Origin of the sequence: Plantactinospora veratri, assembly GCF_036421995.1 — a bacterium.
GTDB classification, from domain to species: domain Bacteria; phylum Actinomycetota; class Actinomycetes; order Mycobacteriales; family Micromonosporaceae; genus Plantactinospora; species Plantactinospora veratri.
In genome coordinates this window covers 284,548-306,571 of sequence record NZ_JAZGQL010000014.1, presented here as the reverse complement: position 1 = coordinate 306,571, position 22,024 = coordinate 284,548, and the positions used below count along the sequence as shown (strand labels likewise).

19 protein-coding genes are annotated in these 22,024 nt (G+C 70.9%); 5 read left to right on the top strand and 14 right to left on the bottom strand.

Annotation, left to right across the window (positions count from 1 at the left end; genetic code table 11):
• Positions 1-5 precede the first annotated feature (5 nt).
• From V1634_RS20105 to V1634_RS20095, 3 genes are read left to right on the top strand one after another with little or no spacing between them, the layout of a single operon-like run.
• Positions 6-764, top strand: coding sequence for a hypothetical protein (locus V1634_RS20105; RefSeq protein ID WP_331209424.1), 759 nt, complete (start codon positions 6-8; stop codon positions 762-764).
• Complete coding sequence (locus V1634_RS20100; protein WP_331209423.1) at positions 754-1,074, top strand: hypothetical protein; 321 nt, start codon at positions 754-756, stop codon at positions 1,072-1,074. Before V1634_RS20105 ends, V1634_RS20100 begins: the two co-directional genes overlap by 11 nt.
• Positions 1,071-1,415 (top strand): thioredoxin family protein, encoded by a 345-nt coding sequence (locus V1634_RS20095; RefSeq protein WP_331209422.1) that lies wholly within the window; start codon positions 1,071-1,073, stop codon positions 1,413-1,415. The genes V1634_RS20100 and V1634_RS20095 overlap by 4 nt, the downstream gene beginning before the upstream one ends.
• A gap of 37 nt (positions 1,416-1,452) precedes the next feature.
• Here the strand turns inward: V1634_RS20095 and V1634_RS20090 are convergent, their stop codons facing one another.
• Positions 1,453-2,034 (bottom strand): TetR/AcrR family transcriptional regulator, encoded by a 582-nt coding sequence (locus tag V1634_RS20090; protein ID WP_331209421.1) that lies wholly within the window; start codon positions 2,032-2,034, stop codon positions 1,453-1,455.
• Between the two features lie 68 nt (positions 2,035-2,102).
• Between V1634_RS20090 and V1634_RS20085 the strand changes: the two genes are divergently transcribed.
• Positions 2,103-3,155 carry a hypothetical protein gene (locus tag V1634_RS20085; protein WP_331209420.1) on the top strand — a complete coding sequence of 351 codons (1,053 nt, stop codon included), beginning with the start codon at positions 2,103-2,105 and terminating at the stop codon, positions 3,153-3,155.
• Between the two features lie 160 nt (positions 3,156-3,315).
• The gene (locus V1634_RS20080) at positions 3,316-3,906 is read left to right on the top strand and encodes a DinB family protein (RefSeq protein WP_331209419.1); all 591 of its coding nucleotides are present in this window, start codon (positions 3,316-3,318) and stop codon (positions 3,904-3,906) included.
• A 161-nt stretch (positions 3,907-4,067) separates the two neighbouring features.
• Here V1634_RS20080 and V1634_RS20075 read toward each other — a convergent pair whose 3' ends face one another.
• The 13 genes from V1634_RS20075 to V1634_RS20015 all read right to left on the bottom strand — a co-directional run bounded on the left by V1634_RS20075 (position 4,068) and on the right by V1634_RS20015 (position 21,968).
• Positions 4,068-4,430: a hypothetical protein gene (locus tag V1634_RS20075; protein ID WP_331209418.1), complete on the bottom strand. Its 363-nt coding sequence runs from the start codon at positions 4,428-4,430 to the stop codon at positions 4,068-4,070.
• A 164-nt stretch (positions 4,431-4,594) separates the two neighbouring features.
• Complete coding sequence (locus tag V1634_RS20070; protein WP_331209417.1) at positions 4,595-8,065, bottom strand: NB-ARC domain-containing protein; 3,471 nt, start codon at positions 8,063-8,065, stop codon at positions 4,595-4,597.
• Between the two features lie 284 nt (positions 8,066-8,349).
• Positions 8,350-8,904, bottom strand: coding sequence for a thioredoxin domain-containing protein (locus tag V1634_RS20065; RefSeq protein WP_331209416.1), 555 nt, complete (start codon positions 8,902-8,904; stop codon positions 8,350-8,352).
• A gap of 9 nt (positions 8,905-8,913) precedes the next feature.
• Complete coding sequence (locus V1634_RS20060; RefSeq protein ID WP_331209415.1) at positions 8,914-9,456, bottom strand: MauE/DoxX family redox-associated membrane protein; 543 nt, start codon at positions 9,454-9,456, stop codon at positions 8,914-8,916.
• The gene (locus tag V1634_RS20055; protein WP_331209414.1) at positions 9,453-9,908 is read right to left on the bottom strand and encodes a lasso peptide biosynthesis B2 protein; all 456 of its coding nucleotides are present in this window, start codon (positions 9,906-9,908) and stop codon (positions 9,453-9,455) included. The genes V1634_RS20060 and V1634_RS20055 overlap by 4 nt, the downstream gene beginning before the upstream one ends.
• Positions 9,905-10,165 carry a lasso peptide biosynthesis PqqD family chaperone gene (locus V1634_RS20050; RefSeq protein WP_331209413.1) on the bottom strand — a complete coding sequence of 87 codons (261 nt, stop codon included), beginning with the start codon at positions 10,163-10,165 and terminating at the stop codon, positions 9,905-9,907. The genes V1634_RS20055 and V1634_RS20050 overlap by 4 nt, the downstream gene beginning before the upstream one ends.
• A 10-nt stretch (positions 10,166-10,175) precedes the next feature.
• Entirely contained in the window at positions 10,176-12,011 is a 1,836-nt protein-coding gene (locus tag V1634_RS20045) for an asparagine synthase-related protein (RefSeq protein ID WP_331209412.1), read from the bottom strand.
• Between the two features lie 40 nt (positions 12,012-12,051).
• Positions 12,052-12,186, bottom strand: a complete 135-nt coding sequence (locus V1634_RS20040; protein ID WP_331209411.1) for a keywimysin-related RiPP — start codon at positions 12,184-12,186, stop codon at positions 12,052-12,054.
• Between the two features lie 71 nt (positions 12,187-12,257).
• A complete protein-coding gene (locus tag V1634_RS20035) occupies positions 12,258-14,054 on the bottom strand; it encodes an ABC transporter ATP-binding protein (RefSeq protein ID WP_331209410.1) in 1,797 nt (598 codons plus the stop codon).
• 149 nt (positions 14,055-14,203) lie between these two features.
• The gene (locus V1634_RS20030; RefSeq protein WP_331209409.1) at positions 14,204-15,649 is read right to left on the bottom strand and encodes a glycoside hydrolase family 43 protein; all 1,446 of its coding nucleotides are present in this window, start codon (positions 15,647-15,649) and stop codon (positions 14,204-14,206) included.
• Positions 15,650-15,668: 19 nt separating this feature from the next.
• Positions 15,669-17,069, bottom strand: coding sequence for a family 43 glycosylhydrolase (locus V1634_RS20025; protein ID WP_331209408.1), 1,401 nt, complete (start codon positions 17,067-17,069; stop codon positions 15,669-15,671).
• A gap of 235 nt (positions 17,070-17,304) precedes the next feature.
• Positions 17,305-19,191, bottom strand: coding sequence for a rhamnogalacturonan lyase family protein (locus V1634_RS20020; protein WP_331209407.1), 1,887 nt, complete (start codon positions 19,189-19,191; stop codon positions 17,305-17,307).
• Positions 19,188-21,968: an exo-rhamnogalacturonan lyase family protein gene (locus tag V1634_RS20015; RefSeq protein ID WP_331209406.1), complete on the bottom strand. Its 2,781-nt coding sequence runs from the start codon at positions 21,966-21,968 to the stop codon at positions 19,188-19,190. The genes V1634_RS20020 and V1634_RS20015 overlap by 4 nt, the downstream gene beginning before the upstream one ends.
• Positions 21,969-22,024 lie beyond the last annotated feature (56 nt).

Below are 22,024 nucleotides of genomic sequence, written 5' to 3'. Positions count from 1 at the left end.
GTGTCGTGACCGATATCGCCAACATCGTCCAGGGCTTCGCCGGCGTCCGGCCCCTACCTGGGGTCCAGGACGCGTGGACCTGGTCGCTGGGCACCATGTTCACCTACGGACTGGCCATCACCCCCGACGGCGCGCACGCGGTGCAGATGAACGTGCGCGGCGAAGGGGACGAGGAACTCATGGCCAGCGTCCTGTCCTTCGCCCGGGAGCGCAGCACCGAGGTGCTGGCCGCCGTGCCGTTCGCGGTTCTCGAAGGTTACACACCCCCGGAAGACTCCAATTACGAGTTCGACTCGGTCGGCGGTGTGATTCCTGCTGTCTACCGCCTGCACAAAAAGATTCCCGAACTCGCAGAGGTCACCTATCAGGTGTTTCCGGCGTGGCGCTGCGAGTTCTCCGGCCGCGAGTCGCAGATCGAGGCGGCGGATCGGTTCAACAAGTTTCTGGAATCCGCCGACATCCACCGCCTGCCGAGACCATTCCTCAAGATGCGCTTCGACAATCCGAAGACCGGCGGCGGCAGCATCGGCAGCGAACTCGGCCTGGCCAGAACCGACCTGCTGTACAGCGAGTTGCGCAAGCTCGATCAGGCCGAGGGCGCGTGGATCGACTTCCAGAACTTCCAGAACAAGCTGCGCCGGGCGTACTGGGAGGACGGCCTTCGGCTGGCCCCCGAGGGCGGCCAGGGTCGGGAGATCGAGCTGACCGACCTGCTGCTGTACGCGCACAGGTTCCTCACCGAGGGCGTCGACGATGAATCTTGACATCGAGGACCGGGACCCGATCGAGGACGCGACGGAGGCCGACATCCGGGCCGGGATCGCACGGCTGGACAGTCGTGGTCCGCGGTTCGCCGTCCTCCGGATCCGGCCGCACTACTACATCCAGACCTACGCCCTCGACGACGGCCGACTCGACGTGGACTACCGCGAGGGCGGACCCGACCGCGCCTACGCCGCACCGTTCTCGCAGACCAAGGAGGCGGTCACCGACGCGTTCCTCAGCTACCTCTACGACGACAACCGATGGCGGACCGCCTTCGAATGGAAGCGTCAGCCGGAAGAGGACCTATGAGCTACGTCGTCCCGGTCACCGACGCCACCTACCGCGCCCGGGTCGTCGACAGTCCGACACCGGTCCTGCTGGTCTTCCTGCCCTCCGGCGGCGAGGTTCGGCGGGCGTTCGCCCCGGTGCTCGCCGAGGTCGCGCAGCGCATGGGTGACGAGCTGCTGGTCGCCACGATCGACGTGGCCACCAACCCGGTCACCACACGGGCGTGGGGCGTGACCCAGACCCCGACCTCGGTGCTGTTCGACCACGGCATCATGCAGCGCGTACTGCTCGGGGTACGCCCCGCCGACCGGCTGGTCGAGGAGATCGAGCAGGTCGTCGGGCCGAACATCGCAACGCCGTAACACGCAGGGCAACACCCGCTGCGGCCGCTGGGCGCGTTCAGGCATGGCCGCGCACGAGCGGCAGGAACACCTTGTCCACGATCTCGACGAGTACCTCGTCGGGTACGGAGGGGATGCCGCGCGTCGCGTACTCGGCGCGCAGCAGCATCATCGGTGTCGTCGCCACCCGGTGGTGTGCGGCGGCAGCGGGTGCCTCGCCCCGGGCTGCGGCGCGTTCCAGCATCGCCAGCCAGGCGCGGTCCATGGTGTCCGCGCCGGACCGCTGCCGCATGAGGGCTAGCAGTTCGGGGTCGTCGGCCGCGGCGGCGAGCAAGCCGCGCAGGATCGCCCCGTGCGGCGACGACCACGTCTCGTTCGCGCGCCGCAACATCTCCAGCGCGTCGCCCCGCAGGGTGCCCGTGTCGGGGTTTGGCATCGCGGCGTCGGAGAGGTGGCGGTACGCCGCGATGCCCAGTGCCGCCCGGTGCGGCCACCGACGGTAAATCGCGTTCTTGTTGGTCCCCGCTCGGGCGGCGACCCGGTCCATGGTCATCCCCGGGTATCCGGACTCGCGCAGTTCCTCCGCGGCCGCGTGCAGGATCGCCCGCTCCAGCTCCTCGCCTCGGCGCCTCGTGCCCATGCCTTGCAGGGTACTGCACGTACCCTATAGGGTACGCGACGTACCTTACGAGTGAGGGGAGTCGCCCGATGCGCGTCTTCGGCATGAACTACGACACCGGTTTCGTGAGCGCGGGGTCCACGACCCACGAGCCGTTCGACCCCGAGACCGTGCGGCAGGACCTGCGCGTCATCCGCGAAGAACTGCACTGCGACGCGGTCCGCATCACCGGCGGGGTGCAGGACCGGCTCGAACTGACCGCGCGGTTCGCCGCCGAAGCCGGGCTCGAGGTGTGGTACTGCCCGTTCACCAACGGCCTCGACCGCGACGAGCTGATGGCGTTCGTGCTCGACGGCGCGGAGCGGGCCGAACGGCTGCGGCAGAGCGGAGCGTCGGTCATATACCTCACCGGCTCCGAGATCGCCATGTTCACCGACGGCTTCCTGCCCGGCCGCGACCTGGCCGAGCGCATGGCGCTGTTCACCGACCCGATGCGGCTGCGGGAGGCGGTCCCGGCCGCGCGCGCCGCCGTGCGCGGCTTCCTCGCCGAGGCGGTGCCGGCAGTGCGCGCGCGGTTCGGCGGGCCCGTCGGCTACGCCTCGATTCCGATGGAGGCCGTGGACTGGGCACCGTTCGACATCATCGCCAGCGACGCCGGGTACCGCGACGCGACCAACGCCGCAGCCTTCCCGCAAACCCTGGCGGCTGCGGTGGGACAGGACAAGCCATACGCCGTGACGGAGTTCGGCTGCTGCACGTTCCGCGGTGCGGCCGACGTCGCGGGCCGGACGGAGCCGGTGACGTACGACGGGCACGGCCGCGCCGCGAGCCTCACCACAGGGTTGGAGCGCGACGAGGAGGGTCAGGCCCGCTACGTCGTGGAGCTGCTGCGCGACTACGAGGCCGGTGGGGTGGAGGCAGCGTTCGTGTACACGTTCGCGAACCGGCACCTGCCGACCACCGGCGACCCGGAGCGCGACTTCGACCTGGCCGCGCGCGGGATCGTGCGGGTACTGCCGGACGGCTCGTGGACGCCGAAGGCCGCCTTCCACGCCCTTGCCGCGTACGGCCGCTCGCGGGCCCTGCACCCGGGCGCATCGGCAACTGGCCAACGGAGTGACCCAGCCCCACGGGTCGGATGAATCCGAGCGGGCACTGCGCGTGGATCTCCGTTCTACCGGGCCGGCTGAAGTGCGCTACCGGACCTCGGCCAGTGGATGGATGTCGGCTCCTCCGGTGAGGTTGATCTTGCGCGGGACTCCACGTACGAGTGGCTCGGGCGGATAGGACAGACTGGCAGGCATGGCTGATCTGAGCGATCCGAAGGCTGCGCTGCACCACTACCTCCGGGCGACTCGCGAGGACCTGATCTGGAAGCTCGACGGGCTGAGTGAACGCGAGGCCAGACTGCCCCGCACCGCGACCGGCAACAACCTGCTGGGAGTTTTGAAGCACTGTCTCAATGTCGAGGTCGGCTACTTCGGGACCACCTTCGGCCGGGAGTTCGCGACGCCTGAGGAGCTGGTCCCCATGCAGGCGTTCGAGGAGGACCCGCAGGCGGACTGGTACGCCCGGGAGGACGAGACGAAGGATGGGCTGATCGACCTCTACCGCCGGGTCGGGGTGTTCGCGGATCAGACGATCGAACAGCTACCGCTCGACGCGCCTGGACGGGTGCCGTGGTGGCGGCCGGATGGACAGGTCGTGACGTTGCAAAGGATCATCGTCCACGTAATCTGCGACCTCAGCCGGCACGTCGGTCAGGCAGACATCATGCGCGAGCAGCACGACAGGGCGATCGGGTTGCGGCGGGCGAACACCAACGTCCCCGACGACTACGACTGGCCGGCGTACGTGACCAAGCTGACGAAGCTGGCCGACCGGTTCGGTTAGTGGACGCGCCCAGGCTCATTATCGCGCTGTGGCGGGACCCGGCCGGGGGATTGGTGGCGAGGAAGGCGTAGTAGGAGGACTCGGGCACGGATCTGGAACTCTCCGGATTCCGTGCCCGAGGTCCGGGTCACGAAGGTAGCCGTGTGGCTTTCCCGCCGTCGCTAACTGGCCGGCCGGATCTCAAGCCAGGTGCAGTTGCGGCCGACCACCTCGACGGCGCCGGGCTCCAGGATGATGTGACCGCCGCTCGAACCGTTCGACCAGCCGATCGCCCCGTGGTATCCACCCGCGTGAACCGTCTGCACGTATCGTCCGTTCAGGCTGAGCCGGCCGACGGTGCCGCCGTAGCAGGTGATGCTGCCGGACGAATGCACGAGGACGATTTGGCGCGGGCTTTCGGTCTTGCAGGTGCGCTGGTTGATCAGCACTCCGACGGAATCATCGGCAGCAGCAGTGGCCGGGGATACGGAGGAGAACAGACCCAGGGCCATGACGCCCACAACCGCCGCGAGACGCTTTTTCACTTTGGACTCCCGTTCCATTGTGATGTGGCTGTGCTGTCCGACCAGGAAAGCACACCATGACTTCACGGCGACTTCATCCGACCTCGGTGCGGCTACGCCAGATCCATGGTGAGCGACCATTTCCCTCAGCACCGCACGGGCTTTCCGCCGGTCGGTGCGCGCCGTCAGCGACGTTGCGTCCGCGACCTTGTCTGCCGGGTACCCTTCGCGGCCCGCTGGTTCGGCGGTGCGGCAGGTAGCAAGGAGAACGCGTACACGCCTCGGCGGCCGACGGCGTAGAAGTCGAGCGAGCCGGGCCGCCAGGCGCAGTCGAAGAGGGCGCCGTCCACGCGCATGGAGGCCACGTTCTCCAGCGTGTCGAGGTCGTGCACCCGCAGGTCGCCCTTGTCACTGGTGGTCAGGAGCCAACTGCCGTCGCTCGACACGGCAGCGGCGTTCATGCCCGAACCGTCGTCGAACTCGGCGCGGGCGACAACCTTGAGTGTCCGGGCGTCGAAGATCCGCACGAGCGAGCCGGTCAGGCAGAGCAGGCGGGAGCCGTCGGGGCAGCGGACCAGCGCCTCGATCGGCGGGCCTTGCGTCACCAGTTGTGGTGGCCGGCCGGTGCGGAACCGCCAGGCGAGCAGGTCGCCGTCGCTGCCGCCGAATACGAGCAGGTCGTTGTCGCCCAGAAAGGCGGCTGCCTTCACGAAGTCTCTGTGCTTGTACTGTGATATCTCGATGTCGTCGCGCAGGGAAGAAACGCGGACGTCTCCGTACAGCCCCGTCCAGGCGACGAGATCTCCCGACGGGGAGGCGAAGCAGGTGTCGAGCGACTGGAGATCGTCGACCGCAGTACGCTCCTGCGCCGTCCAGACCGATTCTTTCCGCCGCAGAATGTACGGCCGCAGTATGGCGACTGCTGCCAGGGCATCGCCACCGGAACTGTAGGCGCAGCTCCGGACGGTGGTCTCGGCCCGCCAGATGTTGACCGTCTCACCGTCGGCCGTCCAGAACCGTAGGGTGTGATCGTTGCCGGCGGTGACGATTTCCGTGCCGTCGGGCGACACACTGCATCCGTTGACCCAGTCCACGTGCCCGTCGGCGGACTCCCCGGCTATCAGGGCCGTGTTCCACACCCGGATCATGCCGTCGCTTCCCGTCGAGACGAGCCAGCGGCCATCCGCGGACAGTACGCAGCAGGTGACCCAGCTGGTGTGGGCCGGCACGACGCCGACCGGCCGTCCGGTGTCGGCGTCCCAGGTCCGGATCGTCCCGTCGGCGCCGCCCGAGATGATCCGGTCACCACTGGCCACCAGCGTGTTGACGAAGCCGACGTGCCCGACCAGCGTCACCGGCCCGGTTGCGCCCCGTCGGAACACGCGGACCTCGTCGTCCACTCCGGTCAGGGCCACGTGGGAGAGCCCGGCGCCCACGGCCATCGCCTCCACCACGGCGGAATCGTCGTGCAGGTATGTCGCCGAGACGCCTTTGGCGAGGTCGTGCAGGAGCACGGTCCCGTGTTCCGACGCCGTGAGCACCACCTCGTCGTCGACGAACGCGCACGTGACGAGCGCCTCCTGCGGAAAGCGGTGTGAGTAGAGCTGCTCGCCGCTGGTCAGGGCGGCGACGAAGAGAACGCCGTGCTCGTCCACCGAGGCCACCCGGGTGGAATCTGGTGACACCGCGCAGTCGTTCACCTTGCCGCTGTGTAGGCGCAGCGCGATCGTCTCCCGATGACGATCCGCGTCCCAGACCCGTACCGTCGCGTCGGTCCCGGCCGAGACGATCCACGCCGCGTCCGCGGTAACCGCCACCGCGTTGATTTCGCCCTCGTGTCCTGGCATGAGGGCGACTGCCGTGCCGGTCGCCCGGTCCCAGACGCCGACGACGCCCCGACGGCTGCCAGAGACGATCCATGCCGTGTCCGGCGACACCGCGCAGCAGCTCAGCCATCCGCCCCCGACAGCGATGACCCGGTCGAGGCTGGGCGGGCCGATGTCGGGAAGCGGCCACCGCAGTGCGATCCTCGGCCGCGAGAGATTGCCGGCCGCCGTGTAGGCGCGCACTGCGGGGGCCAGCTCGGGTACGCCGTGAAGCCGGGATGTCAGCACGTCCCGGAACGACTCCGGTGGCGTCGTCGGCGTCAGCAGGTGGGCGCTCTTGGACAGCCGCGCCAGCAACAGCCCGCTGTACGCGTCACCGGCCCGTTGCAGGTCGGCCTCGACGGCGGCCACGCCCATGCCGACGGTCTTCGCGGTGATCCACTCCAGGTGTGACGCGACCGCAGTCAGCTCGGCACCCAGGCCCGCCTCACCAAGGTGATAGCAGAGGTGCCGCCACAGGTAGTCCTCGTCGGCCGGCAGCCGCCACCACGGGGTGGAGCGCAGCCGGGAACCGTCGACAAGGTCCCTTGCCGAGACGATCAACTGGGCGTTGACCTCGCGGAGGGCGGCCGGCGCCAACCGCTGGCGCAGGTAGCCTCGCAGTACGTCGTGCAGCCGTAGGCCGTCGGGTGCCCGCTGCGCGAGCGACAGGTCCGTCATGGCGCCGCGGAGCGACTCCGCAGTCGCCGCGGTCATCCCTGCCGTCCGCGCCCACAGCATGTTCGTCGTGCCGTCCGGTATGGACACGTCCTCGGGAAACGCGCCGAGCTCCTCGTACCGCCGCTGATGAGGCACCGGCAACAGCTCGAGGCTCGCCCGTACGGTAAGGTCCACGGCCCGCTCCCGAGCGGCCAGCGCCGTGACATCCAGCGCGGCCGGGCCGCCTGCCGTCAACTGGTCGACAACCGTCGCCGTGGCCGCGGCTACCGCCTCACCGCGCTGGACCCGCCACCGAACCGCCCCGTTCACCAGGGCCAGCAGCAGCGGCCACCGGCCGGTGAGCGCCAGAACCTTGGTCGTGTCCGACGCCGGAATCCCGTCGATCCCCCGCGTCAGCAGGTCTGCCGCCTCGTTGCGGCCCATCTCGTCGACCTGCACCCGGTGCGCGGCTTTCGGAAGCAGCCGGGCTACCCGTGTCGTGATCAACCGCTTGCAGCGGGTGCCACCCGCCAGCAGCGGGCGCAACTGCTCCTCGTGCCAGACGTCGTCGATGATCAGGAGTACGGGCTCGCGCTTGTCCAGCTCCCTGCCGAGCCATTGGCCGGCCTGCTCGGGTGTGACGAGGCCGGGCCGGTTGCCGGTCAGCTGCTCGGTGAGATCGTTGATCGCATCGGCCAGCCGGGGGCCGGAGAGCGACTGTCCGACGGTGATCCACAGCAGCCCGCCGGTGAACCGCTCCCGCAGGCCCGGCAGCAGCGCCGCCTGCATCGCCAGGGTGGTCTTTCCAAAGCCTCCGGCGCCGTAGACGCCGGTCAGACCTACGGACTCCGTATCCGCATCGACCAGATGCGCGTGCAGTTGCGATATGAGGTCAGGTCGATCGATCAGCACCTCGTCGGGCATCGTCGCGGCCCACGGTGCCGGCGCCGCCTGGGTGGGCGTCGTCGCCGGCTTTTCCTCCTTCCGATGCCGGAGCGTGTCGAGTACAGCCGTGGTCACACCGATCGCGACGATTACTCCGACGATTATCCACACCGGGATTGCGACATCGGCATTCGCCGTGACCACATTGATCAGTCCGCCGGCGAGCAGAGTCAGGAATGTGATCACCAGCGCGAATGTCAGCGAGCGACGCACTCGGCCTCCACCTGGAAATTCGGCCAGTCCGCCCACTTTATATCTGGACCACTACGGTGGTGCTTGGGCGACTCGATTCGGATTCGCTGCCGATCGGTCGACCCGACGTGGCCGAACGCCCGCGCAACGGGCCCCCTGGGCCGCCGGACCGAGCTGGCTGAGTCCGGACCCGCCCGTCCACCGGCCGGCAGTTGCCGAGGACCGGATGGCCGAACCGGTACAGGATCGCCGGCAACCGAATCGCTCGCTGCGTGCGGTCACCGCGACTGCGGGCCGACCGGTTCCGCGGTCAGCCCCGGTACCGCGTCGACGTGTATGCCGGTCCAGCTCAGGCGTCCCGACTCCGCCAGCACGAAGACCGCCGGGAATCCCTCGACACCGAACGCCCGCCGCATCGTGTTCGCCGGGTCCACGACGATCCGGGCCACCGGGTCCAGCCTGCCGAGGAACCGCGCCGACGCGTCCGGTCCGGTCACCACGGCGAGTACCCGGGCGGAACCGCCCGGCCAGCGCGCCGCCACCGCCCGGAACCGTGCCCGCTCACGGCGGCAGGATGCGCAGGTGGGACTGAAGAAGCCGACCAGGGTGGCCGCCGGTACGTCCGGGGTGACCGGTCGACCCTGGGTGTCGTGGACGAGAAAATCTCCCACCGTGTCACCGCGCGGCAGCGCCCGCGCCGGAACTCCCTGCCGCTCCACCTCGGAGAGCAGCTCGGACTGGTAGCGCAGGCGCCGCACCACCGCGACCAGCAGGGCGGTGTTGAACGCGCACACGGTGCTGCTGAGCACGACGACGGCGACGAGCACGGACATGACGCGGCCTCACAGACGAGCGGTGAAGAGGGAAGTGATCTCGTGCAGCCGGGTGATGAGGACGGCCAGCGCGACGGCGCCCACCACGCAGACCAGCGTGGCGTCCCAGCGCATCGACACCGCCCCGGCGGCGGACCGGGTGCTCAGCAGGCCGCCGGCCACCACACCCAGCAGCAGCAGGTTACGGGCGATGGCGGTGCGGCGGGTGGCGGAGACCGACGAGCCGAAGCACTCGCACTCCAGCGCCTGCCCGGACTCCGGCGATCGGACCAGCGCCCAGGTGAAGCCGCAGAGCAGTACGCCGGCCAGGCCGAGCCCGGCGGACGAGAGCGGGCCGGCGGCCGCGGTCAGCGCCACGGCCACCTCACCGGCGACGACGAGCCGCGCGAGCGCTGCGGCCGGCTCCTCCGGCAGGCCCGTCAAGAGCCGGGTGGAACGGCGGAACCGGGCGTACGCCGCCCGGCTGCGAAGCTTGCCGACCGAGGAGAGCGCGAAGACCACGACGACGGTGCCACGACAGACGAGGGAGAGGTACGCGAGCACGCTGCTCATCCGAACTCCCGTCGACCCTCGACGACGCGGTCCTCGGTGGCGACGGTCAGCAGCGGGATGTGGAAGTCCTCCGGGTACGGCTCGTCCACCGCGACGCCGTCCACCGAGACCCAGGCATGCGCGCCGAACGGCGGGTGCCGCCGTACGCCGGCATGCCACACCGGCCAGCAGCCCGCGAGCCGGCAGAGCAGCACGGTGGCGATCGAACGCGGCAGGCAGCCCAGTGGACCGCTACAGAAGGCACTGGTCAGCACCGTGTCCCGGCGGGCGGCGGCCGCCTCCGCGCGGCTTGCCGGACGCGCGCCACGGCTCAGCCGGTGCAGTACCCGATGGATGCGGTCGGGCTTCTGCACGGCCAGCAGCCTGGCCACGGCGACGACCGCGCGCACGACGATCCGCCGCCGCAGACCCAGCCGCCCCGGGTCGTGCCGGAGTACCTGTTCCGAGGTCACCCCGCGACCACCAGTCCGGCCGCCTCCAGGTCGGCGATCAGCCCGGGCACGTCCGCGGCCATCGCCTCGGGGTCGCCGTCGAACTCCTCCTCAAGTCGGGCCACCGCGTGCCCGGGATCCCCGTCGGCCAGCAGCGAGGCGAGCACCGCCGCCGCGCTCGGGTTGAGCGTCCAGTACTGGCCGGATGCGGCGTCGAGGAGCACGCCGCCGTACTCGGTCGGTGTCCAGGACACCCGGTCGCGCAGCTTCCAGGTCATGGTCTTTCCCTCATCGGATAGCGGGTACGGGTGCGGGTTCCACGGTGCGCAGCCAGGTCTCGCAGGCCAGGGTCTGGTCGAGGTCGAACCAGGTGCGGTCGTCGGGACTGCGCACGGCCGCGCGCAGCGCGGCGGCGTCCACGAGGCCGTACCCGGCCAGCCGTGAGTCGTCGGCGAGGGCGAGCAGGTCGTCGCGGTGCCGGTCGGCGCCCCGGGCGGCCGCGATCGAGGTGTCGGCCTTGGTGTCGCGGGCGAGCAGTGCCGGCGGCAGTACCTCCCGCATGGCGGCGCGGATCAGCGGCTTGTAGTCCCGGGGTGCGGTGACCTGCGCGGGGTGTACCGCCAGGCAGGCCTCGAGGACCTGGTCGTCGAGGTACGGCAGGGCCGCGGTCACCCCGACCCGGCGGGTCGACTGGGCGAGGTGCCGGGCGTTCGCCGCGCCCGCGTACACCCCGGCGAGCCGGCCGTGCAGCCCACGGTCGTCGGCGAGCGGCACCGCCGTGGCCGCCCGTTGGCGCAGCGCCTCGCCCAGTGCCGCCCTGGCATCCGGGGTGAGCCACGGCGCGGTCGCGACCGGTGGGCCCCAGTCGAGGAAGGGACGGGGACGGCTGAGCCGGGCACCGTCGAGGTCGTTGCCGAGCGACGCCATCCAGCGGCCGTACGAGCGTCCGTCCAGGACCGCACGCAGGGTGTCCCGGCGTCGCCACCGGTATGCCGCGCGCAGCAGCCGCAGCTGACGAAGAGCCTGCCACGGATGCGTCCTCAGCAGCGTCAGTTGCATCACGGGGTCGGCGCTGAGCAGTTCGTCGCCGCCGAACCCGGTGAGCCGGGTACCAGCGCCGTGCGCCGCGGCCCGGCGGGACACCGCGAGGAAGCTCGCCCGGTACAGCACGGCGGCGGTCGGCTCGTCGAAGCGGTCCTCCGCTTGGAGGATGCCCTCGTACGGCAGGGGGTTCGCCTCACCCGTCACCACCTCGTGGGTGACCGAGCCGAGCGCGGCGGCGGCACGGCGGGCCCACGGCAGGTCGTCGTCGAGCGGATCCGGGCTCACACAGGTCAGCCCGACCACCCGGCTGCCGCCCCGAACGGCCAGCGCGCACAGCGACGTCGAATCCATCCCACTCAGGTCGCTCGCGATCGGCGCGTGGGCGCCCGCGCGCACGGCGACGGCGTCGGAGAGCGCCCGACGCAGCCGGTCGGCGGCGGTGGCCAGGTCGAGCACGGGTTCCGGAGCACGCCACCGGGTCACGGTGCGCGGCGCCGTGGCACGCTCCAGCAGCAGGCGCCCGTCCGGGGGTACGGCCCGCACTTCGCGCCAGACCGGCTGCCAGGAGATCGGCCAGGGGGCGTACGGGGCGAGCATCCGCAGGGCGAGCGCCTCGTCGTCGACCCGCGCCCCGGTGAGCCCGGCCAGTACGTCGGCCCGGTCACCGGCGGCGGCCCGCTCGCCGACCGAGACGAAGTAGACCCGGCGGTACCCCGAGAGGCTGCCCTGCACCGCCGTCCCGGCCGGGGTGGTGGCGAGCGCGTGGAAGCTGCCGGGCAGGCCCTGTAGGGCGGCGCACATCTGATCCGCGTCCCGGGTGCCCGCGGCGAACCGTTCGAGGTCATCCGCCGAGAGACGGTGTTCGCCCAGCGCGACGAGGCGGCGGTCGCCCAACTCGGCCACCGCCACCTCGTCGTCGGTCCACCGACCGAGCAGCCATGGACGCCCGGAGGCATGGGTGAGCGTCCGCAGCTCCGGGACCCGTTGCCGGAGCGGCTCGACGAGCGCGCGACCGGCGTCGGTGTCCGGGACGACCACGAACCACGAGAGCCCGGATGCCAGGTCCGGAACGGCCACCATGGGTACTACCCCTCTGCGTCGGTACGGTGGGCGAGGGCCATCAGCTGCAGATCGAGCGCGGCTTCTGGGTGACGAACGACTCCCGGCAGCTGGTGAACAGGCTGCCGGCCGTCTTGCGGGCGAACGTGCCCTGCTTCGACAGGGTGGGCCGCTCGTAGGCGGTCTTCTTCACCATCTCGATGTACCTCCTCGGTGTGGTCGGGCTCCGGCGTCCGGAGCCCGGTGCAAGCACTATCCGAGGTCGATCTATATTGTTGCGATATCGGAGCTTTGCCTCAGCGGCTGCGTACCGGCTCCGGCCAGCAACTGGGTGGCGGCCAGCCCCCGGTAGAGTTCGCAGCCGTCCACGAGGTCGGCGTGGGTGCCCACCGCGCTGATCCGGCCCGCGTCCAGCACGACGATGCGGTCGGCCCGGGTCACCGTGGAGAGCCGGTGCGCCACCATCACCACCGTGGTGGTCCGGGAGACGGCGGCGACGATCTCACCGAGCGCGCGTTCGTTCATGGCGTCGAGCTGCGAGGTCGGCTCGTCGAGCAGCAGCAGCCCCGGTCGGCGCAGCAGGGCACGGGCGATCGCGATGCGTTGCCGTTCCCCGCCGGACAGCGTCGTACCGTGGTGGCCGACGGTGGTGTCGAGGCCGTCCGGCAGCCGCCGGAGCAGCGGAACGAGGCGGGTCTGTTCGAGGACCTCCGCCAGCCACGGCTCCGGTGCGTGTGCCGAGCCCATCGTCACGTTGTCCCGCAGCGTTCCGGAGAGGACCGGGGCGTCCTGCTCGACGTAGCCGATCCGGGCGCGCAGGTCGGCCAGGGGCCAGTCCCGTACGTCGCGGCCGTCGATCTCGACCTGCCCGCTGCTGGGGTCGTAGAAGCGCTCGATCAGCGCCAGCAGGGTCGTCTTGCCGGCTCCGGAGGGTCCCACGACAGCGGTCAGACCGGTCGCCGGCAGCCGCAGGTCGACGTGTTCCAGGACCGCCGGGCCGCCGGGTCGGTGCCGCAGCGAGACGTTCCGGAACGCCACCGTCACGGGCGCCGGGATGCTCCCTGCCGGGGCGTGCCCGGGCCGGTCCAGGTCCTCGGCGGCGAGCTCGGCGATCCCGTCGATGCGCCGGACGGCGGCCAGGCCCGCCTGTAGCCCGGTCACGCCACCGACCAGCTGGGTCACCGGGCCGCCCAGGTAGAAGAGGTACAGCAGGAAGGCGACCAGGGACGACACGGCGAGACCGCCGGCGGCGACCCGTGCCCCACCCACCCCGAGCACCACGATGAAGGCGACCTGGACCGCGAGGCCGGTGGCGATGCCGGCCAGCGAGACCCACCGCGCCGCCTGCCGCCCCCGCCGCCACGCCTGCCGGGCCGCGGCGTGCACGGCGGCGGCCTGCCGCTCCTCGGCGCCGTTGGCCTTGACCGTCCGAAAGGCGCCCAGGGTACGTTCGAGGACCGCGCCCATTCCGCCGACCGCCTCCTGCGCCTGCTCCCCGGCGCTGCGAATCCGGGGGACCAGCGCCAGGGTCACGGCGGCGAGCACCAGCAGTACGACCAGTACCACCGTGAGCAGGACCGCGTCGAGCCGCGCCATCAGGACCACCGCCCCGGCGATCTGGAGCACCCCCGCCACCAGGTCGACGACGTTGCTGGTCGCCGCCGCGCGCAGTTGGGTGGTGTCTCCGGTCGCCCGGGACAGCAGGTCCCCAGGCTCGGCGCCGTCCAAGACCGCGATGCGCAGGCGCAGCAGCCGGGCGACGAGCCGGCGGCGCGCGGTCAACACGACGCTCTCGGCGGTCAACTCCACGAGGTACATGCCCCAGACCCCGACGACCACGCTGAGCAGCAGCAGCGACACCAGCAGCAGCATCGGCTCCCGGTACGGGGTGCCGCCGGTCAGCGCGTCGATCAGGCTCTTGACCACCATCGGCTGGGCGAGGTTGGCCAGTCCGCCGAGGAACATCAGCGCCGCTCCACCGAGCAGTCCACGGGCGTGCGGGCGGACGTAGCTGAGCAGGGACGCCAGCGGCGCCCGACCGGCGGCACTGGTGATGGGAAGCATGCCGTCGTCCTCACCGGGGTGTCGGAGGTGCCGGTCGGATCGACGCCGGCCCACCGACACCCTCCGGTGAGGTCCGATATTCGAGCTATATCGGAACGTTCGTCGGCGGCCTGCGCCGTCGGAGCACCGCCGCAGACCTCGGCGTACGGCTAGGTGGTCGTGCGGAAGGTGGCATCGCTTCGGCCCTGTGCGTCGCCGATCGGGTCCAGCCGGAGCAGGTAGCCGCTGTGCCGGATGTAACGGTCGGGATGGTTGTGTGACTGGTACGAGGTCCACGAGGGGTTGGCGAGTCCGGCGACGGGCCGGAACGTCGCGTCGGCCGCGAACGTGGCGGTGCCGTCGCTGGCTTCCAGCCGGAAGTCGAAGTCGTAGTGCCGGAGGTAGTGGCCGGGGAAGTTCACCGATTCGAACGATCTGGTGTCGGTGCCGCCGGCCAGCCCGGGTACGAGCCGGAACTGGGCGTCCTGCGCGGGGCTGACGTTCGCGTCGAGGCGTACGTCGAAGTCGGCGTGCCGCACGTACCGGTCCTGGTGGTTGTAGGACTGGATCCGGTTGACCGGTGTGCTGTTGCCCCAGCGGGCGAGCACCCGGCTCTCCTCGGCGGCGGTCAGGTTGAGGATCGAGCCGTGGCGCTTGACGGTGCCGCCCATGCCGTACGAACCGGACGCCGGAATCCGGTAGCCGCCGGGGTTCGACGGGTTGGTGGTCAGCACGGGAAGGTATCCGCGCCCGGAGGAGTACTGGTCGAGGTAGAGGGCCCACTCGGCGCGGCTGTTGAATCTCATCCACATCGGACCTTCGACCTGCGAGCCGGTCAGGCCGATCCCGGCCAGGTTGCCGAGGGTGGTCCAGGTGCCGAGAATCGAGTTGCTCCCCTCGACGGTGATCTGGCCGTCGCCGGAGGCCCGCACGTAGCGGTGGCCGCCGACGCCGGCCGGAACCTCGACGATCTGGGTGTCGATGATGCCCTGGGCTCCGGCCCGGTCGATGTACACCTGCGGGGTGGTGATGCTGCGGAAGTCCGTCGTCCGGGCGTAGTAGATGCGGTGCTTCAGCACCCCGCCGCGGGTCGCGTTCGTGGCCCAGTAGAGGACGTGGTCGCCGGTGGCGGGGTTCCAGATCGCCTCCGGCGCCCAGGCGTTGCGTCCGTCCGGGATCGCACCGGCGACGTTGAGCAGCCAGGGCGCCGACCAGTTCACCAGGTCGGTGGACTCCCAGACGACGAGGTTGCGGCTGCCGTTGTTGACGGCGCCGTCCCAGTCCTGTCCGCAGCCGATGCAGAGGTCGGTCGCGATGATCCAGTAACGGTCTCCGGCGGGGGAGCGGACCAGGGCGGGGTCCCGCGCTCCACGGGTACCCACGGTCGAGCGCAGGACCGGACCTCCGTTGTTGAGGTCGGCCCAGTGCAGCCCGTCCCGGCTGTGCGCGACGGAGATCTGTTGGCCGGCCGCCCCTTCACCGACGAAGTGCGCCATCAGGTAGCCGGTGAACGGATCCAGCGCCGCCGCCTGTCCCGGCGCCGTCGCCGACCACGAGGTGAAGAGCAGGCAGGCGGCGCCGAGGACCGCGCTGAGCCGGGCGATGGTTCTCGACATGAGGCTGCCTCCGGTGGCCCTAGGCGGTGGGGACGATCGGCCGGATGGTGCCGTCGGCGTCGAACTCCATCCGGTCGATGGTGGTTTCCCGGTTGGTGCCGTTGCCGGCCGGCACGGCGAACCGGTGATAGGCGACGTACCAGGTGTCGGTGCCGGGCGCCCGTACCACCGAGTGGTGGCCGGTGCCTTTGATGCCCGCGTCGAGCCGCTTCTGGAGTACGACGCGGCGGTTGGTCCACGGCCCGAGCGGTGACGTTCCGGTGGCGTAGGCGACCCGGTAGTCCTCGCTGCGGGTGTCGTTCTCGGACCACATCAGGTAGTAGGTGCCGTTCCGCTTGAACACGAACGGCGCCTCGTTGTAGCCGGCCGGGGTGATGGTGCGTACCTGGGCCGGGTCGTACGAGACCATGTCGGCGTTCAGCCGTACGGCGCGGGCCACGCCCTGTCCCCAGTACAGGTAGGACTGCCCGTCGTCGTCGGTGAAGACCATCGGGTCGATCGCCTGGCCGCCCGGGAACTGGCCGGCGCGCACCAGCGGATGCCCCAGCGCGTCGCGGAACGGACCGGTCGGGGTGTCCGCGACGGCGACGCCGAGCTGTTTGGCGGTGTTGCCGCTGGCCGCCCCTCCGCTGAAGTAGAGGTAGTAGCGGCCGTTGCCGGCGGCGACCGCCGGGGCCCAGGCGGAGTCGTCCGCCCACGACACGTCCGGCCCGTGGTCGAGGATCACCCCGTGGTCGGTCCAGTTGACCAGGTCGGTGGAGGAGAACGCCTTGTAGTAGGTGCCGCTCCAGCCGGCGTACCCGTCGGTCGTCGGATAGAGGTAGTAGCGGCCGTGGAAGGTGGTGAGGTGCGGGTCGGCGAAGAGGCCCGGGATGACCGGGCCCCTGGTGGTCTTCGGCGCCCACGGTGCGGTCAGCCGGAACGAACTCTCCGCCCGGAACGTCGCGGTGTCCTGGTGCGGGTCCAGCCAGAGCGCGGAGTCGCGGTGCCGGATCCGCCGGTCGGGGTAGTTGTATGAGGCGAGCGAGACCGACCCGGCGACCGCGCCGTCGACCGCGCAGAAGGTGGCGTCGGCCCGGAACGTCGGGTCACCGGTGTTGGGGTCGATCCGCAGCCGCCAGTCCCGGTGCCGCAGAAACTGCCCGTTCGCGGCCTGCAACGAGTAGCACCGCGGCGACGCCAGCCCGTTCACCACGGTGAACGTGGCATCGAGCCTGGTCTGGGCGGTGCTGCCGGAGGTCACCTCGTCGAGCCGCCCGAGGTGGTCCTGGTGCCGCAGGTAGCGTCCGGGATGGCTGACCGACTCCAGCGACCGCGCGCCGGTCGGCAGCGCCGCGGCCGCCCGGGCGGGCGAGCCCGGCACCAGGGTCAGAAAGCCGGCCGCCACCGCGGAGAGCGTGAGGACGGGCAGGATGCGCATCACGAGACTCCGATCCGGGTCGGCCGCCGCGGCCGGTGCACACATCGAGACAGGGAGCGGTTGGGGCGACGACCGGCTCCGTCGCGGACCCGAGGGGCGCTGTTGCCCTAAGAGTGTTAGCGCTCACATTGAGAGTGTCAAGACCTGGACGCTGCTCGATGGCTGAGCAGGGCGGCCCCGTACCGGTCTCCCGACCCGGGGCCGCTGCACTCACGTCCTGCTGCCGTGCCCACCGCTACCTGGCGGCGTAGCCGATGTTCGGCCGGGGCGGGGTGCTCATGCCGGCGCCGAGGAAGTAGTCGACGTGGTGGGACTGCATGTACCCCTTCAGCGTCATCGCGTTGCGGTAGGCGGGGTTGTGCGCCAGCGTGTACAGCCGGGTACCGCTCGGCTGGTTGGTGGTGAAGATGATCAGCTCGTTGTAGCCGGCGTTGGTGTAGACGACCTCCTCGCGCCAGTCACCGAGGATGTCGCCGACGAAGGTGGGCTGGACGCCCTGGCTCGCGTTGACCGCACCGTAGTTCCAGGTGCTGACCAGCCGGGGCACGCTGCCACTCGCGGTCGGGCTGTTCGGGTTCCACTTCTCGATCTTGCCGTCGTTGAGCAGCTCCATGGTGACGTCGCCGTCCCACCAGAGCCCGAGCTGCGGCCACGGCTGTAGCGAGGTGTTCGGCTCGGCGAGCCGGTTGGTGGGCGCGTTGTAGAGCCCGGAGAAGGACCAGACCTCCATGCCGGGGAAGCGCGGGTCGATGTCACCGGCCATGCCGCGCCCCACGTCGGCGGTACCGGACTCGACGTGCCGCCAGATGATGGAGCCGTTGCTCGCGTCGTAGTAATACTGACGCAGCCCGCTGGGGTTGACCTGCTGGACGCCGTAGCCCTGTAGACCCGGCCGGTTGGGATCCATCTTGGCGATGTGGAAGCGGTCGCCGTGGATGACGCCCTGCGGCCCCAGCGAGTACTTCAGCGTGCCGTTGCCGTTCAGGACGAACCCGATCTCGGCGACCTCGTCCCGGCCGTCGCCGTCGACGTCGACGATCCGGGTGTTGTGCCCGTCCGGGGTGTTCTGGTTGCCACGCAGCCACTTCCACTGCTGGCTGAGGGACTGGCCGGTGAACCGCCAAGCGGCCATCATCAGGTTGAAGTCGCCGCTGCCGATCCGGTTCTTCATGAAGGCGACCAGGCTCGGGTTGACCCCGTCGAGGTGACCGACGCCGAAGCGGGCGTACATCGGGCCGTCGGCGAGGTAGTCGGTCGGCACCGGTGCGGTGGCCCGGGGCGCTCCGGTCAGGCCGTCGAGGATGGCGATGAACTGCCGGTTGTTGTCGCTGTTGGTGAAGGTGGTGCCGTTGCCGAACCGGACGCCGTTGGCGATCCGCAGGGCGACCTCGGCGCGGCCGTCGCTGTCGAGGTCGTAGACGGTGACGCCGTCGTTGTGGCCGACGTCGATGGTGGCCGAGCCGCCCTCGATGTTGTTCTGGTCGGTGCTGTTCGGGCCCATGTTGACCGACCAGAGGAACTGGCCGTTGGCGCGGTAGGCCTCGACGGTCTGCGGGGAGGTCTGCCGGTCGAGCACGTAGTCGTACTCGCCGTCGCCGTCGAGGTCACCGACCCAGACGAACTTGACCGCCCCGCCGCCGCGCAACGGCACCCGGACCACCGGTTCGGTGGCGTGGTTGGCGGAGAGCGTGAACGAACCGCTCGGCGACTGTTCCGCACCGTTGACCACCGGGCGTACGTGGTAGGTGTTCGCCTGGCCCAGGTTCGCGGTGGTGTCGGTGTAGTTGGTCCCGCCGGTCAGCGGCGACGGGTTGAGTTTGACGGCCGCACCGCCGCCGGAACCACGGTAGACGTTGAAGCCGATACCGGCGGGGTCGAGACCGAGCAGCCGCCAGCTGACCAGCACCTGGGTGCCGCTCGATCGCACGGCGACGACCCCGCGACCGAGACTCTCCATCCGACGGGGGTCGGCCGGCAGCCGGTTCGGGGCGCCAGCCGTGACGTCGGGCCCGGCCACGTACCCGACCGGCGCGGCCGCCGCTCCCAGGGCGACCACCACGCCGGCGCCGGTCAGCAGCGTTGTCACGGCCAGCACTGCGGAAAACTTCGTCCTCGGTCTCATCGCTCCTCCTGAGCGGGTAGGTGGTCGCCGACCAGCGCCAGGCACTGGATCGCGGCCAGGCCGTACTGGGAACTCGCGTTCGTGGAGACGAAGCTCGCCTCGTCGACGGGTTTCAGCACGGCCGGACCCTCGATTCGGACCGATCGCCAGTCGAGGTCGCGTGGATAGCCGGCGTGGCCGGTGTGGAACTCCTGCCAGGCGCGGGCGGCCAGCGCCGGGTTGCCGGTCCTGGCGGCGGCGTACGCGGTGAGCCGGGCGTGGGCCTGGCGCAGGTTGAGGTTGCCGAACGACTGCCCGGTCTCGGTGATCTGCTCGGCGGCGGTGCCGTTGTAGAGCCGGCAGTACTGCAACCAGGCGTCGGTGAACTCCGGCAGGTCGAGCAGGTCGACAAGCTCGGCGCAGATCTCGACCAGGCCGAAGACGGCGCCGAGCGAGCCCACGCTCACCTTCGGCGCGCCGATCGCGAACAGCCCGGTGTCGAGGTCGTAGAGGCCGTCGCCCTGGATGAAGCCGTTCGGTTGGGCGGCGATCGAGCGGGCGGTGTTGACCAGCTTGGTCCGGGCGACCGGGTCGCCGTCGCGTTCCCACTCGGTGAGCCAGGCCGCCGCGAGGCCGCTCCAGTCGGTGCCGAACCCGATCCCGAGTGCGTGCGGGTCCGGCTCGTACGGCTCGGTGCGGATCTTGCGGATCGGGTCCAGAGCCAGGAAGGTGCGGTCGGCGTCGACGAGGTCGCGCATCAGGTCGCCGACCCGCTCGTCGGCGGTGAGGAAGTAGTAGAAGCGCCGGTACGCGGCACTGCTGATCCGCAGCTGCTTGGCGCTGTCGGCCCAGTGCAGCACCCCGTGCCGGGTGCCGAGGTCGCGGTACCTGCCGAGGTGGTAGACGTCGACCTCGCCGGTGTGCCGGGTCATCGCCTCGGCGAACCGGAACACGTCCGCCCGGCCGGAGCGCAGGTACTGGTACCAGAGCCACAGGTCGGGGGAGAGTTCGGAGTTGGCCCAGGCGTACCCGCCGACGTCGTAGCGCCACACGTGCCGGTCCGGATCGTAGCTGTGCATGATGTCGCCGTAGTTCCAGAATCCGTACCAGGAACGCTGCTCGACCTGCCCACGGTGGAAGTCGAAGAGGAAGTCGAGCCGGTCCTCGATCTCCCGCCGTGCCGGGGTGCTCCGGTCGACCGGACTCCAGTCGCCGAAGACGCCGGCCGCGTGCAGCTGGGCCGGCGGGGCGACGATCAGCGGCGGGGTCCGGACGGCCGCGGCGAGCTGGCCGAACCGCTCGGCGGAGGGGGTGCCGCCGAGCGCCCAGAAGTACATCTCGGTGGTACGCGCGATCCCGTACGGGCTGCCGAAGCCGGGCTCGTAGTCCTCGTACGTGATTTCGAGCCCCTCCAGCTGCTCCGGATAGCTGTCCTGGCCCATCCCGTCGTGGTAGAAGCGCAGGTCCATCGGGGCGGCGTCGGGTGACCAGAGCCAGACGGTGACCTCGGCGCTCTCGTCGGCCGCGCCCCGAACGTCGAGCTGGGTCGGGTGCAACTGCCAGAAGTCCTTCATGCCGAAGGCGAGACCGCCGGAGACCCCGCCCACGTAGCCGAGGCCGCCGGCGCGCCGACCGGTGTCGACCTGCACCCAGCCGTGCCCGGCGCGGGTCCGCTTGCGGATGTCGAAGCAGCCGTCGGAGAGCTGCCGCAGGCTGTAGTCGCCCCAGGTGGGCACGAGGTGCAGCCGGCTGCTCACCCGGGTGTCCCAGGTGGCCACGTCGGGGGTCCGCTCTCCGGCGACCTGCGCCTGCCGTACCGCCGCACCCGGGTCGCGGCGCAGGCCGGTGATCCCGCGAACGGCCTCGCCGAGCACCCCACCCAGCTCACCGGCCCGCTCCGTGCCGTCCCCGGCGAACCGCACGTGCCGGTCGTGCGGCTGGTCGGTCATCGGTACCTGGAACCGGACGCCGAGGCCGCTGACGAAGTCCTTGCGCTCGTCGCCGTCGAAGACGAAGCTGTGCACCATGCGGATGCCGTCGCCGCCGGCGTAGAGGTAGAGCCGGATCGTGAACGGCAACCACTCCCGGCGCCCCCGAGCGGCCCGGTGCCGACCGTCGACCCGGACCACCGCCCGCACCGGGCCGCGCTGTTCGACCCGCACCTCGTGGATCTCGGCGGTGAACCGCTGCTGGCGGACGGTGCCCGCCTCGTCCTCGCCGGTGGCGTCCCGCCGCAGGCAGACCAGCGTGCCGTTCGCCGCGACGGTGCGGTCGCCACGGACGATCGAGGGCACCAGCACCCGACCGCGCCGGGCTATCCGGCAGCGGACGACGCCGGTGTCCACCTCGATCACCCTGGCGGTCTCGGTGACCCGCACCGGCAGGTCGGGTGCGGCGGGCTGGCCGGGGCGGAGCAGGTAGTCCGCGGCGGGTGGTACGCCGGGGCCGATCGCGTGGGCGGTCCACTTGACCGTGCCGTCCGGCCAGAACCCGATCGGCCAGGACTGCACGGGTACGGCCGTACCGGCGGCGGTGCTCAGGCAGAGTTCCTGGCCCCGGGGCAGGGCGCCGCGCGGCCACGGCACGCCCCAGGTCGTGCCGACCAGGGCGCGTGGCGCGTCGCCGTCGAGCCAGCGCAGTGGCACCCGGGCGTCGGGGTCGGCGGCGGCGGGCGTCCCGGGGCGGGCCGGTGTGACGCGGGTCGGTGCGGCGGCGGCCGGTCGAGGGCCGGGGAGTTGGGTCGCGACGCCGGCCATCGCGACGCCCATCAGCAGGCTGCGTCTGGGCAGTTGGGGCATAGCGCACTCCACTTCGTCGGGTCGCGGCCGGGGCCGCTGTGGAAACGCTTACTATG